Origin of the sequence: Alistipes sp. An116 (assembly GCF_002161005.1) — a bacterium.
GTDB classification, from domain to species: Bacteria; Bacteroidota; Bacteroidia; order Bacteroidales; family Rikenellaceae; genus Alistipes; species Alistipes megaguti.
In genome coordinates this window covers 88,559-102,589 of record NZ_NFLR01000006.1, presented here as the reverse complement: position 1 = coordinate 102,589, position 14,031 = coordinate 88,559, and the positions used below count along the sequence as shown (strand labels likewise).

Sequence of the window (14,031 nt, the reverse complement as noted above, 5' to 3'; positions counted from 1 at the left end):
CGGGGTTCCTGATGCAAAGGTAGGGCCAAATCCGGGATTCGCACCCGGCTTCGCGGTGAAACAGCCAAAATCAACCGGTCAACCGCCTATTCAGTCGGGTGAACCGCCCGCAGCCAGGCCTTGAATTCCGGGACCCGGGCCTTCGAAATGATGATCCGCTCGGGGGTTTCGAGGGTCAGATGCAGCGCCAGCCGGCTCCCGAACCAGACGACGATCTCCTTCACGGCGCGGCGCGCCACGATGAACTGACGGTTGGCCCGGAAGAAATCCTGCTCGGGCAAGAGCGACTGCAGGGTCTCCAGTGTACGGTCCAGCGGATAGGCCGCACCGTCATAGCCGTAGGCCGTCACGCGTTCGTTCGACGTATAGCAGTAGGCGATCTGCTCGCGATGGAGCGGGATGATCCGGTCGCGGATATGAACCAGAAAGACCTCCTCGCCGCCACGGCGTTCGGCGGCCATCGTGCGGATGCGCGATCCGTAGCTGCGGCGTTCGGACGAGGTGAGCCGTTCGAGTTTGGTCAGCGCCCGCCGCACGTCGGCCTCGTTGAGCGGTTTGAGCAGGTAGTCGATGCTGTTGACCTTGAAGGCCTCCAGCGCATACTGGTCGTAGGCCGTCGTGAAGATGACCGGCGCGGTGATCTCCACCGCATCGAAGATCCGGAACGAATCGCCGTCGGCCAGATGGATGTCCATGAACAGTAGGTCGGGTTCGGGATTCGCACGCAGCCACCCGATGCTCTCGGCCACGCTTTCGAGCGTCGCCACGATCTCCACATCGGGAGCCACCGTGCGCAGAATGGCCGCCAGATTGCGGGCCGCAGCCGTTTCGTCTTCGATAATGAGCGCCTTCATCATGCCTCGGGATTTTGGAGCGGCATCCGCACGCGGAACGTCTCACCGTCGTCGATGACCACGATCCGCCGTCCGGTGATCAGTTGCCAGCGGTTGCGCAGGTTCTCCAGACCGATGCCCGTCGAGGGCTCCGGCTCCAGTTTCGGAATCTTCGGATTCGCTACCTCGAGCCATTCGCCGTCGGTCCGGATGGTGATATGGAACGGTTTGCTGCGCGTAATTGCGTTGTGCTTGACGGCATTGCCGATGAGCGGCTGCAGCGACAGCGCCGGAAGCCGCCACGATCGGTATTTCGGATCGATCTCGATGTCGAAAAAGAGCTTGTCGGCATAGCGGATCTTGAAGAGGTAGCTGTAGGCATCGACGAACTTCAGCTCCTCGTCGAGGGTGATCAGCGTCGACTGGCCGTTCTGGATGATATAGCGGAACGTGTAGGAGAGTTGGTCGATGTAGGTGAGGGCCTTCGCGTCCTGTCCCTCGCGCACGAGCATGGCCAGCGAATTGAGCGAATTGAAGAAGAAGTGGGGGTTGATCTGTCCGACAAGCAGGTTGTAACGCGTGGTGAGGTTTTCGTTCTTGAGGCGTTCGTTCTCCACCACGACGGCCTGACGCTGCGAGATAAGCACGTAGATCCGTCCGTAAAGGACCGACACCGCAACGGCAAACGAACTCTTCAGCAGCAGCATGCTGTCGAACGGATGTCCGCTCATGAAGTTGGGCAGGATGCGCCCCGAGTGCCACCCCGTGACGGGAGCCACGCAATAGAGCCCGACGGCCGCCACGCAGCACCACAGACAGCGCCGCAGGTAACGTTTCATCGAGTAGTTGCGCCGCACGGAGGTCAGAATCGACAGCATGACGAACGAAACCACCAGATAGTACAACAGTTGCAGCGCAAGTTCCGTTCCCCGCGACGGACGGTTGAAGAGCAGGCTGTAATCGAACGCCTGACCGTTTCGGCAGCGGATCTTCTGCATCATGGGGTGCCCTCCCGAACGCCGCGGCGGAGTTACCTCGGCCTCGATCCGGTCGTCGGCCTTCAACCGCAGGCGGTTGATCCGCTGGTTGGGGACGTAGACGCTGTCGCCGTTCTCACAGACGAGGTATCCGTAACCGTCGGGATGGACACACAGAACCCCCTTTTCCGTACGGATACGGGCTCTTTGGGGCGAGGAGGGCTGTGAACTCTCGCTGTTCAGGTCCACAAGCAGAAGCAGCACGTAGGAGAAATTGACCACCAGGCTGATCGCTACGGCAACCAGCAGGTTCAACACTACATCAGCATATTTCGGCTGCAGTTTCATCGGCGGAGTTTTTTGACAAGAAGGCCTCATCCGGCGGAGCGGGCGGCAAGGCCCTCCGCGCGGGAGGAGGCCGTCCGGAGAGGTGCTCCCGGGGGATTACTCCTCCTTATACCACGAGGCGTAGAGCATGTAGTCGTGGGCCGTACGGCGCACGATCTCGTCGCGCTGTTCGGGCGTCACCTCCTTGACCTTGCGGGCCGGGACTCCGGCATAGACCGAATTGGGCTCCAGCCGGGCGTTGGAGAGAACCAGGGCGTTGGCGGCGATGATGCAGCCCGACGGAACGTGGGCATTGTCGAGGATCGTGGCACCCATGCCGATCAGGCAGTTGTCCTCGATGACGGCCCCATGGATGGTGGCGTTGTGGCCCACCGAGACATTGTTGCCGATGATCGTCTGCGAGGGGTGTTTCGCCTGGTCGTAGATGGTGTGGAGCACGACGCCGTCCTGAATGTTCGTGCGGTCGCCGATGACGATGCGGTTGACGTCGCCGCGCAGCACGGCGTTGTACCAGATCGAGCAGTCGCGACCGATGGTCACGTTGCCCAGAATAACGGCCGTTTCGGCCAGGAACGTATTGTCGCCGATTACGGGTTCGTAACCGCGGACTTTGCGGATCAATGCCATATTCTTCTTGAATTTTTACGTTTACACAATACGGTTTGTTGCCAATGGAGAGGTTACTCCTCGCTTTTGGCCTGCTGCCAGAGTGCCTCCATCTGGTCGAGGGTCAGATCGTGCAGGGCATGTCCCTGGGCCGCAGCCTGTTCCTCCATGTAGTTGAAGCGGCGCATGAACTTGTTGTTCGTGCGTGAAAGGGCCGATTCGGGATCCACGCCGTAGAGCCGTGCCGCATTGACCAGCGCGAAGAACAGATCGCCGAATTCCGCTTCGAGATCGCTCTTGCCGCCCGATTTCATTTCGCTCTCGACCTCCGCGATCTCCTCCTTGACCTTGGCCCAGACATCCTCCTTGTGCCCCCAGTCGAAACCCGTTCCGGCGGCCTTTTCGCCCATGCGGTAGGCCTTGACCAACGCCGGCAGCGAACGCGGAACTCCGCCCAGCGTACCGCTCTTGCGGTTCTTCTTGCGCAGTTTCAGGGCCTCCCAGTTGGCCATCACCTCGGCCGGCGTATTGGCATGAATATCGCCGTAGACGTGCGGATGGCGGTAGATCAGTTTGTCGCACAGGGCATTGGCCACATCGCCGAAGTCGAAGGCGCCCTCCTCTTCCCCCAGTTTCGAGTAGAAGACCACGTGCAGCAGCAGGTCGCCCAGCTCCTCCTTGATCCCCTCCAGATTATGGTCGGTGATGGCATCGGCCAGTTCGTAGGTCTCCTCGATGGTGTTGCTCCGCAGCGACTCGAAGGTCTGCTCACGGTCCCAAGGACACTCGCGGCGCAGGGTGTTCATCACCTCCAGCAGCCGGGCCGTAGCCTCCAGACGTTTGTCTTCCATAGTTGTTTGATTGTATTTCCGTTCCTGCAAAGGTAGTGTTTTCGGCGAAAAAATCGTAATTTTGTTTTCGACAAATTTTCTTCGCTTCAGCATGAAACAAACCCTTCTACTCCTTGGTGCCGTGCTTCTCGGCGGTCTCTTTTCACTCGACGCCCAACCTGCGCAGGGCAACCGGACTCCGCTCCCGGGCAGTTTCACCTTCGACGCCTCGACGACCATTGCCGCCGACGAGGAGCTGCAACCCCTGGCCGAATACCTGGCCCGATACCTCGGATGCACGATCCGCAACGACGTAACCGGCGACGGAGCCATCACGCTGACACTCGATGCTGCGGCAACGCCCGCTGCCACGGCCGAGGATCCCCAAACGGCGGCAACTGCCGCGGAGGCCTATCGGCTGGAGATCTTGCCCGAGCACATCCGCATCGGAGGCGAGCGTTACGGCGGCGTCTTCAACGGCATACAGGCGCTGTTCCGGCTGCTGCCGCCCGAAGTCTACGCCCGGCAGGGGATCACGCCCGGGACGGAACTCCGGTGTGCCGTCATCGAGGATCGTCCGCAATACGCCTATCGCGGCATGATGCTCGATGTGGCGCGCACGTGGATCGGCATGGATGCCGTAAAGCGTTACATAGATCTGCTTTCCTATCACAATATCAACAAGCTGCATCTTCACCTGACGGACGACGAAGGGTGGCGCATCGAGATCCGTTCGCACCCCGAACTGACCGAGGTGGGGGCCTATCGCGGCGGCGATTCGCCCGTGAGACCCGTATATGGCAAATGGTCAGAGAAATACGGCGGTTACTTCACACAGGAGGAGATGCGCGAACTGATCCGCTATGCCGCCCTGCGCAACGTGGAGATCATCCCCGAGATCGATCTCCCGGGCCACAGCCGAAACATCGCCTCGGTTCACCCCGAAATCCGCTGCAACTATCCCCCCGACACCGTCTCGACCCACGGATACGACTACCGCTCGGCCTGGTGCGTGGCGCGCGAGGAGAACTATCGTCTGCTGGAGGATATTCTGGGTGAAATCTGCGAACTCTTCCCTTCGGAGTATGTCCATGTGGGCGGCGATGAGGTCGACATGTCGCAATGGAAACAGTGCCCCGACTGTCAGGCGCTGATGCGCCGGAAGGGGATGACCGATCCCCACCAGCTGGAGGATCTCTTCATGGAGCGCATGGCGGAGATTCTCCGCCGGTACGGCAAGCGTCCGGCCGTCTGGAACGAAGCGGTCCGGACCGGAGAGCTCTCCCGCGAGAGCCGGGTTCACGGATGGAAGGATGTCAAGGCCGGTCTCGACGCTACGGCCAAGGGATACCACACCGTCATCATGCCCGCCGCCTTCTTCTATTTCGACATGCGGCAGTCTTCACTCGAAGACGGGCACAACTGGGCCGGCATTTTCGATGCCCGGAAAACCTACGGATTCACGCTCGCAGGCAAAGGATTCTCCGATGAGCAGATGAGCCGTGTCGTCGGGCTCTCCGGCGCCTTCTGGAGCGAAGTCTACGTCTCGCACGAACCCGAAAAGCCCGACTACCTCGACTACATGACCTTCCCGCGCATCTGCGCTCTTTCGCGCATCGCCTGGAGCGGCAACGAGGAGGGGTGGGATGCCTACTACAAGGAGCTCAGAACGATGCACTACGACCGGATGGCGGCCATGGGTATCCGCTTCCGGCTCTTCCCGCCGAAGCTCTCCTTCTCGGGGGCAAAGGGCGGCGAGGGGCTGCTTAAAGTCACGGTCGACGACGATTCGGAGATCTTCTATGTGGTGGACGGCTCGGACGAGGAGCTCCGCTACGAGGAGCCGATCCGCACGTCGGAGCCCTGGCGCTACCGCTTCTTCAGCCGTTACGGCACGGCCCGAAGCCCCTATGTGGCCGACGATTCGCGCTGGAAGACCATCCGGCCGGCCCTGCGGATCGAATCCTCGATGGAGGAAAACAGCCGCTTCCCCTATACGAACGCCTCGACCTACCGCGGAATGTCCTGCACGGCTCGTACCTGCGGTCAGCAGGATTGGATCCGCTACACGTTCGAAAAACCGGTCGTTTGCCGCCAGATGATGCTGCAGACCGGCTATCGGCAACTGCCCAGGGCCATTATTCTGACCGGTTATGCTGAAGTGTCGTACGACGGGGAACATTTCGAACGGCTCGGAGAGCTGGTGATGGGCCGGATCACCTTCCAGCCGAAGCGGGCGGTCAAGGCCGTCAGGATCGTCTCGACATGCAACGGCAACAGCGCCCCCTATGTGGTCATCCTGTCGCCGCAGGTATATCCAAAGCTGTAAACATTCGGAGCATCAGGCAAAAGGCGAATAACGGCAGGCTGTCGTTATTCGCCTTTTTTGTGTCGGGGTCATGGGTGGAGGCCGCTGCGAGGCTGTGGCCCCGGACGAAGCCGTCGGATAGTTCGGAAAATCCGGGATGCGACCGGCATGGGTCAGAAGTCGAAGCGCAGCTGGATGCAGTCGGCGTCGGCGTCGGGCGTATTGCCCACCGTCAGACCGATAAGCCGGACCTTGCGGCCGTGAAAATCGACACCGGCCAGCAGCTCCTCCGCAATCCGGGCCAACTGCGGTTCGGATTCAACGGCCGAAAGGAGCGTCCGCGAACGGGTGATCTGCTGAAAATTATCGTATTTGAGTTTCAGCACCACGGTCTTACCCCGGAATTCGTGGCGCTCCAGACGGGTCCAGACCTCCTCGCGGACCCCGGCGAGCTCATCCTGCAGGCGCAGCCGGTCGTCGGTATCCTCGGCAAAGGTGGTCTCGGCTCCCAGCGACTTGCGAATGCGGTTCGGCGTCACGGGCCGGTCGTCGATTCCCCGCGCATAGCCGTAGTACAGGTGGCCTGCCTTGCCGAAGTGGTGGACCAGCGCCGACTCCTCCCACCGGCGCAGGTCGGCTCCCGTGCGGATCCCCAGGTTGTGCATCTTCTCGGCCGTGACGGCCCCGATTCCGAAAAAGCGTTCGACCGGAAGGCCCGCCACAAAGTCGTCGATCTGCGCCGGAGCGATGGTGAACAATCCGTCGGGTTTGCGGTAGTCGGAGGCGATCTTGGCCAGCATCTTGTTCACCGAAACCCCGGCCGAAGCCGTGAGGTGCGTCTCGGCGAGGATCCGCGACTTGATTTCGCGCGCAACAAGGGTGGCCGAGCGGAGATGCGTAACGTCGAGGAAGGCCTCGTCCAGCGAGAGCGGTTCGACCAGGTCGGTATAGTCGCGGAAGATGGCCCGGATCTGCTGCGAGACGGCCTTGTAGACCTCGAAGCGGGCCGGAATGAAGATCAGCTCGGGGCAAAGGCGACGGGCCACGGTCGACGAGAGGGCCGAATGCACACCGTAGGGGCGCGCCTCGTAGCTGGCCGTAGCCACCACACCACGCGGTCCGTCGTAGCCCACGGCGATCGGACGCCCCCGCAGGGCGGGGTTGTCGCGCTGTTCGACCGAGGCGAAGAAGGCATCCATGTCGACGTGTATGATCTTGCGGACGGGCATTTCGTGATGGGTAGAGATTGGTTCAATCGGACGGGGGGGGGAGAAGCGGGGGAAGTCGGGCGAATGGTGTCGACGGTCCGTATGCGGATCGGGGCCCGAAGCGGGGATCAGCAGCCGAGTTGGCGCAAGATCCACGTCAGCAGCACGCGGACGATATAGTGTTGTTCGGCTTCGGTCAGCGGTCGCCCCGCCGGAATGCCGTGCCATTTGGACAGGCAGCCCCGGCAGCAGCAGCCCGTGGCGTGCTGGGCGATGAAGACCGGATGGCCGCGCATCGGGGTCTGACGGCCGTCGTTGGGCGGCAGGGCCGGAGCCAGCCGCATGCGGACGAACTCTTCGGCGTGGCGGCGGAGTGTTGGGAAGCCGATGCGTTCAATATAGGTACGTTCCGTCGTGCGCAGGCGGAAGCGGCTTCGGAATGCCGATCGGGCCAGCCGGGCAAAGAGCGGCGCAAAATCGTCGGCCGGCAACGACTCGTCCGTCGGCACCGGATCAGTCGGCGGCGTGTTGCTCTCCGTCTGCGCGGTCTCCAGGCCATCGTCCGAAGAGATCGGCCCGTCGGGGATTGCATTCCGGTCGGGAGTCAGCGGCGCCTCGGCGTTTGGCGGTCCATCGGGCCCGGCCGAAGACGAAAGCGGCGACGAGAAGTTCGTCGCCGGGATTTCGTCTGCGGGGAAGAGCTCGGGTTCGCGGGTCGGATCCGGCCGCGTCGAGCGGTTATGTCGTGTCCCGCGAAGCATCAGTCAATGAAGCGGACCTTTGACTCGTCACGTGGTTTGGCGGCCGGAGATTCGTCCGGATAACCCACTCCAATGGCGTAGAGCAGCGTATAATCCTCCGAGAAACCCAGTTTCTCAAGGTAGGGCGCCGCCTCGGAAGCCTCCTTCATGAAGCGGATCGGACCGCCCAGGCAGCAGGTGCCCAAGCCGAGCGATTGCGCCGCAAGGACCATGTTCTCTCCCAGCAGTCCGCAATCCAACTGTCCGCTGCCGTTCGACGGCGAGGCAATGAAGATCACGGCCGGAGCATTGCGGAACATGTTGTGGAAGGTCGTATCCTCGGCCACCTTCGGGTTGGCCTTCACGTAGAGGGCCGTCAAAGAGTCGATATAGGCCGCATTGTCCACCACGCGGACCTCCCACGGCTGTTTGTTCAGACCGCTCGGGGCGTTGATGCCGCATTTGACGATCAGTTCGAGTTTCTCGCGTTCGACGGGCTGTGTTGTGTAGCGGCGGATGCTGCGGCGCGCAAGGATCGTCTCGATCACCGCATTCTCCGACGTCGGAGCCGTCGTTTCGGATTGCGTAGCGCCCTGTGGAGCGCAGCTGCTCAGGGCAAACAGACCGGCACACAGCCAGGTCAGATTTCGTGATTTCATTGTTTTGCGTTTTTGGATCGCCTAAAATTACGCATAAATTCCGGTTTCAGGAAGTGCTTCGGCGCTCTTTTTTCACCTTTTCGGACAAAAAAATGAGGAACCGCCACGTCGGCAGTTCCTCCATACTGTTATTAGGGCAGGTTCGAAGATCTGGAATCCGATTCGTATCACCGGTTTTCTTTCTTCACCGCCTCTCACTACACTGACCCTTGCTTCTCCGGTCCTTCGCTTCTCCAGTCCTTCGCTTCTCCAGTCCTTCGCTTCTCCAGCCTCCTCGCCTCTTTTGCCCCCTCTCTCGGCCCCGGGTCAGGCGCGAACCGTAGCGCCGCAGCGCTGTTCGAACTGGCGGACCAGATTTGCCATCACCCGCTCGATGGTCTTGTCGTCCAGCGTGCGGCTCTTGTCTTCGAGCACGAAGCTCAGGGCGTAGGATTTCTTCCCCTCCGGAAGTTTGTCGCCTTCGTAGACGTCGAAGAGCGAGACACTCTTGAGCAGTTTGCGCTCCGTGGAGAAGGCCACCTCGCGCAGGGCGGCGAAGGTCATCTGACGGTCGACCAGCAGGGCCAGATCGCGTTTTACCTCGGGATATTTCGACAGCTCCTCGGCCGTGATCTTCAGTTTTTTGGTCGACTTGCAGAGCAGATCGAAGTTCAACTCCAGGTAGTAGACCTCCTGCTTGACATCGGTCATTCGGCGGATCTTCGACGCCACGGTGCCGATCTCGAGCAGCCGTTTGCCGTTGAGCTCCATCACGAGCCCCTCGCTGAAGAGGTCGCTCTCGATCGGGGAGGTCTTCAGTGCGTAGATGTCCAGTCCGAAGCGGCGCAGCAGTTTCTCGGCCACGGCCCGCAGCGTGAAGAACGAGGCCTTCACGGGTTTCGTGTTCCACGACTGGGGCTCGGTCGTCCCGGTGACGGCCACCGCCAGCCGGTACTCCTCGGAGTAGGCGGCCAGGTGGTTCTCCTCCGTGCGTTTGGCGGCGTCGTAGAAGTAGCAGTTGCCGAACTCGTAGAGTTCCAGATCACCGTTCTTGTGGTTGATGTTCAGCGCAATGGCCTCCATCATGTTGAAGAGCAGCGTCTGACGCAGCACGTTCAGATCGGCGCTCAGCGGATTCATGATCCGCACGCAACGGGTGGCCGGGCACGCAGTCAGCCCCTCGTAATAGGCCGCCCGAGTCAGCGAGTTGGACATGATCTCCGTGAAGCCGTTGTCGGTCAGGAAATCACCCGCCAGGTTCATCAGCTTCATGCGGTCGGGTTTCGGCGCATAGGAGAGCGTCGAGCGGACCCGCGAGGGGATCTCGACGTTGTTGTAGCCGTAGATGCGCAGGATATCCTCCACCAGATCGGCTTCGCGTTGAACGTCGACGCGGTAGGGTGGTACGGCCACCGTCAGCACGTCGCCCTTCTCGGCGAGAATCTTCACCTCGAGGGCCCCCAGAATCGTGCGGATCGTCTCCTCGGGGATCTCCTTGCCAATCAGCGCCCGGGCCCGCGAAATCGAGAAGTCGAAGACGAAATCCCGGATCGGATGCGGGTAGATATCCGTAATGTCGCTCGAAATCCGGCCGCCGGCCAACTCCTTCATCAGCAGCGCGGCCCGCTTGGCGGCGTAGATCTGCAGATTGGGGTCGACGCCCCGCTCGAAGCGGAACGACGAGTCGGTATTGAGTCCGAAACGCTTGGCCGTCTTGCGCACCCACACCGGATTGAAGTAGGCGCTCTCGATGAAGACGTTGGTCGTCGTGTCGCTGATGCCCGAATCCAGTCCGCCGAAGACGCCCGCCAGGCACATCGGCCGCTCTGCCGAGCAGATCATCAGATCCTTGTCCGTCAGTTTGCGCTCAACGCCGTCCAGCGTCACGAACGGCGTTCCGGCCTCGCACGTGCGGACCACTACCTCGTGTCCCTCGATCTTGTCGGCGTCGAAGGCGTGCAGCGGCTGCCCCAGTTCGAAGAGGACGAAGTTCGTGATGTCGACCAGATTGTTCTTCGGGTTGATGCCGGCGGCCCGCAGGCAGTTCTGCATCCACTCGGGCGAGGGGCCGATCTTGCAGCCCGTAACCGTCACGCCCGTATAGCGCGGGGCGGCCTCCTCGTTCTCGACGCGGATCTTCACCTCCAGATCGTGATTGTCCACGGCAAAGGCCGAGACGTCGGGCCACTTCACCTCGGCCTGCTCGCCGCGGCTGCGAAGCCACGCCGCCAGGTCGCGCGCCACGCCGATGTGCGAGGCGGCATCCACCCGGTTGGGGGTCAGGCCGATCTGGATCAGATAGTCGTCCTCGATGTGCAAGAACTCCCTGGCGCTCATGCCCACGGGGGCGTCGGCCGGAAGTTCGATGATGCCCTCGTGCGAAGAGCCGATGCCCAGCTCGTCCTCGGCACACAACATGCCGAGCGACTCCACGCCGCGGATCTTCGAGCGTTTGATCTTGAACTCCTCGTCGCCGCCGTTGGGGTAAAGCACCGCGCCGATCTTGGCGCAGAGCGTCTTAAGCCCGGTGCGGCAGTTGGCGGCGCCGCAGACGATCCGCAGCGGTTCGCCCTCGCCGACGTCGACCGTCGTTACGTGCAGGTGGTCCGAATCGGGGTGCATCTCGCACGTCAGCACCTGGCCGACAACAACTCCCGCAAGGCCGCCCTTGACGGTTTCGATCTTCTCGAAGCCCTCGACCTCCAGGCCGATCTCCGTAAGCACCTCGGCAATCTTCTCGGCCGAAAGGTCCGTCGCGAGGTAGCGTTTGAGCCAGTTGTACGAAATATTCATATCGTCGTGTTTTGATTTTGCAGATTATCATGCAAAAATAGTAATTTTTCCCGAAAGTACGCCGCTTTTACGACGCGATTTCATTTTGAAGCCCCTTATATATTCGAGGTATCAAAAATAATTCGTAAAAAATTTGCTTTTCTCTTTCCGATCCCTTATATTTGCGGAAAGCAAGTTCGATAAAAAAGATGCTTCTTAACTTCAACATACAGGCTTGGTGGTGGCACCCGTTGACGCTCGTGAACAATGAGTGCGCCTCGTCGCGTGTATGGTGATCACCCGATAGCAGAGACCGAAGCCCGTTGTTTACGAAGGTAAGCAACGGGCTTTTTTCATTCACTCCTTCCGACAAACCCTTTAAATCACTTTTGTTATGAAAACCAAGAAATTCTGTCTCTCCGAGAGCCAAATGCCCACGCAATGGTACAACATCGTGGCCGATATGCCGACGAAACCCCTGCCGCCACTCAACCCCGCCACCAAACAACCCGTCACCAAGGAGCAGATGTCGGCTATCTTCGCCGAAGAGCTCATCGACCAGGAGATGTCCACCGAACGCTTCATCGACATCCCCGAAGAGGTGCAGGAGATCTACCGCATCTGGAGACCGACGCCCCTCGTGCGGGCCTACGCCCTCGAAAAGGCCCTCGACACCCCGGCAAAAATCTTCTTCAAGAACGAAAGCGTCTCGCCCGCCGGTTCGCACAAACCCAACACCGCCGTGCCGCAGGCCTACTACAACTGCAAACAGGGAATCAAACATCTGACCACCGAGACGGGCGCCGGGCAGTGGGGTGCCTCGATCGCCTTCGCCGCCAAGCACTTCGGCATCGATCTGAAGGTCTTCATGGTCAAGGTCAGCTACAACCAGAAACCCTACCGGCGGCTGATGATGAACACCTGGGGCGCCGAGTGCCTGGCCTCCCCGTCGACCATCACCGAGTCGGGCCGAGCCGCCCTCAAACGGGATCCCGACTGTTCGGGAAGCCTCGGGCTGGCAATCTCCGAGGCCGTCGAGATGGCACTGCGCAGCCCCGAGGATACGCGCTACTGTCTGGGCAGCGTCCTGAACCACGTGCTGCTGCACCAGACCGTCATCGGGCAGGAGGCCGTCACGCAGATGGAGATGGCCGACGCCGAACCCGACATGGTGATCGGTTGCTTCGGCGGCGGCAGCAACTTCGCCGGAATCAGCTTCCCGTTCCTGCGCAAGAACTTCGCCGAAGGCAAAAAGATCCGCATGATTGCCGTCGAACCCGAAAGCTGTCCGAAACTCACCCGCGGGCAGTTCCAGTACGACTTCGGCGATGTGGCCGGCTACACGCCCCTGCTGCCGATGTATACGCTGGGCCACAACTTCCAGCCCTCGGACATCCACGCCGGCGGGTTGCGCTACCACGGCGCCGGGTCGATCGTCAGTCAGCTGCTCAAGGACGGACTGATCGAGGCGCAGTCCATTCCACAGAACGAGACGCTGGCAGCCGGAGTCCTCTTCGCCCGCACCGAGGGGATCATCCCCGCGCCCGAGTCGACCCACGCCATCGCCGCAACGATCCGCGAGGCCCTGAAGGCCAAAGAGGAGGGGCGCGAGAAGACGATCCTCTTCAACCTATCAGGCAACGGCGTCATCGACCTCTATGCCTATGAGCAGTATCTGGCCGGAGCACTGAAAGACTACACGCCGTCGGATGCCGAAATCGCCAAGACGGTCAATCAGTTGGAGAAGCTCATCTGAAGCGGCTCTCGAAGATGAAAAGAGCGGACTGCCCGGTTTGCAGCCCGCTCTTTTTCATCCACCCCGATCGGATCTACCGCGAGCCCAGCCACAGGAAGATCATACCCACCAGAATGAAGGCCAGGTCAACGGCCTTCGAACGCAGGTTGCGTTCGTGGAACAACACCGCACCGCACAGGAACGAGACCACCACCGAGCCCCGGCGGATCATCGAGACGATCGAGATCATCGCGTCGGGGTCCTGCAGCGCGTAAAGGTAGGCAAAGTCGGCCAGCGTCAGAAAAACCGAGATCAGCGGAATGGCCCAGCTCCATCGGAAAGGTGTCGTGTGGCCCCGTCGCGGCAGCCACAGGATACAGACCACGACGGCCATCATCACAAACTGGTAGAGGTTGTACCAGCTCTGCACGAAGACCGGATCGAGGCGCGACATGATATATTTGTCGTAAAGGCCGCTCACGGCACCCGTGACGGCCGACAGGGCGATGAAGAGAATCCAGAGGTTATGGGTGAAGTCGACCCCCTCGCGGCGGCTCGAGCGGCTCAGCAGGAACAACGATACCAGGGCCAGCGCCACGCCGATCCACTGGTAGGCGTTCAGCCGTTCGCCGAAGATCAGAAAGGCCCCAACGAGCACCATCACGGGCCGCGTGGCGTTGATCGGCCCCACGATCGTGATCGGCAGGTGTTTCATGCCGAAATAGCCGAAGATCCACGACGTGAGGACGATCACCGACTTGAGGATCACCAGTCCGTGGGCCGTGGCCGTTCCCCGGGAGGCCTCGAGCAGCGTGCCGTCGAACCACCCCAGGCCGAACTCCGCGGAGAGAATGGCCGGAACGAAAAACAGCGTGGAAAACAGCGTATTGAGCAGCAGTACCGGAAGTACGGCGTTATTGGTCAATGCCTGCTTCTTGGCGGCATCGTAGAGGCCGAGCAGCGCGGCCGAGGTAAAGGCAAGGGTCAACCACATGGTATGCGTATTGCGTTCGTCGTTTCAAAACAGCAGGAAGGC

Annotated in this window: 11 protein-coding genes; 2 read left to right on the top strand and 9 right to left on the bottom strand. The window is 61.0% G+C overall.

Annotation, left to right across the window (positions count from 1 at the left end):
- Positions 1 to 86 precede the first annotated feature (86 nt).
- The 4 genes from B5E60_RS05865 to mazG form a co-directional block, all read right to left on the bottom strand.
- On the bottom strand, positions 87 to 854 hold the full coding sequence (locus tag B5E60_RS05865; RefSeq protein ID WP_087310401.1) for a LytR/AlgR family response regulator transcription factor: 768 nt from the start codon (positions 852 to 854) through the stop codon (positions 87 to 89).
- The gene (locus B5E60_RS05860; RefSeq protein ID WP_087310262.1) at positions 854 to 2,158 is read right to left on the bottom strand and encodes a histidine kinase; all 1,305 of its coding nucleotides are present in this window, start codon (positions 2,156 to 2,158) and stop codon (positions 854 to 856) included. Before B5E60_RS05860 ends, B5E60_RS05865 begins: the two co-directional genes overlap by 1 nt.
- A gap of 96 nt (positions 2,159 to 2,254) precedes the next feature.
- Complete coding sequence (locus B5E60_RS05855) at positions 2,255 to 2,785, bottom strand: gamma carbonic anhydrase family protein (protein WP_087310260.1); 531 nt, start codon at positions 2,783 to 2,785, stop codon at positions 2,255 to 2,257.
- A gap of 53 nt (positions 2,786 to 2,838) precedes the next feature.
- Positions 2,839 to 3,615 carry a nucleoside triphosphate pyrophosphohydrolase gene (mazG, locus tag B5E60_RS05850; RefSeq protein WP_087310258.1) on the bottom strand — a complete coding sequence of 259 codons (777 nt, stop codon included), beginning with the start codon at positions 3,613 to 3,615 and terminating at the stop codon, positions 2,839 to 2,841.
- 91 nt (positions 3,616 to 3,706) lie between these two features.
- On the opposite strand from mazG, the gene B5E60_RS05845 reads away from it, so the two are divergent.
- Positions 3,707 to 5,923 (top strand): beta-N-acetylhexosaminidase, encoded by a 2,217-nt coding sequence (locus tag B5E60_RS05845; RefSeq protein ID WP_087310256.1) that lies wholly within the window; start codon positions 3,707 to 3,709, stop codon positions 5,921 to 5,923.
- Between the two features lie 152 nt (positions 5,924 to 6,075).
- Here B5E60_RS05845 and dinB read toward each other — a convergent pair whose 3' ends face one another.
- From dinB to pheT, 4 genes are all read right to left on the bottom strand, one after another.
- Complete coding sequence (gene dinB, locus B5E60_RS05840) at positions 6,076 to 7,131, bottom strand: DNA polymerase IV (protein WP_087310254.1); 1,056 nt, start codon at positions 7,129 to 7,131, stop codon at positions 6,076 to 6,078.
- Between the two features lie 107 nt (positions 7,132 to 7,238).
- Complete coding sequence (locus B5E60_RS14465; RefSeq protein WP_446697997.1) at positions 7,239 to 7,619, bottom strand: DUF4186 domain-containing protein; 381 nt, start codon at positions 7,617 to 7,619, stop codon at positions 7,239 to 7,241.
- A gap of 251 nt (positions 7,620 to 7,870) precedes the next feature.
- A complete protein-coding gene (locus B5E60_RS05830) occupies positions 7,871 to 8,509 on the bottom strand; it encodes a nitroreductase family protein (protein ID WP_087310250.1) in 639 nt (212 codons plus the stop codon).
- Positions 8,510 to 8,815: 306 nt separating this feature from the next.
- Positions 8,816 to 11,281, bottom strand: a complete 2,466-nt coding sequence (pheT, locus tag B5E60_RS05825) for a phenylalanine--tRNA ligase subunit beta (RefSeq protein ID WP_087310248.1) — start codon at positions 11,279 to 11,281, stop codon at positions 8,816 to 8,818.
- A 373-nt stretch (positions 11,282 to 11,654) separates the two neighbouring features.
- Here pheT and B5E60_RS05815 point away from each other — a divergent pair, with 373 nt between their 5' ends.
- The gene (locus B5E60_RS05815) at positions 11,655 to 13,016 is read left to right on the top strand and encodes a TrpB-like pyridoxal phosphate-dependent enzyme (RefSeq protein ID WP_087310244.1); all 1,362 of its coding nucleotides are present in this window, start codon (positions 11,655 to 11,657) and stop codon (positions 13,014 to 13,016) included.
- 73 nt (positions 13,017 to 13,089) lie between these two features.
- Here the strand turns inward: B5E60_RS05815 and B5E60_RS05810 are convergent, their stop codons facing one another.
- Complete coding sequence (locus tag B5E60_RS05810; protein WP_087310242.1) at positions 13,090 to 13,989, bottom strand: DMT family transporter; 900 nt, start codon at positions 13,987 to 13,989, stop codon at positions 13,090 to 13,092.
- Positions 13,990 to 14,031 lie beyond the last annotated feature (42 nt).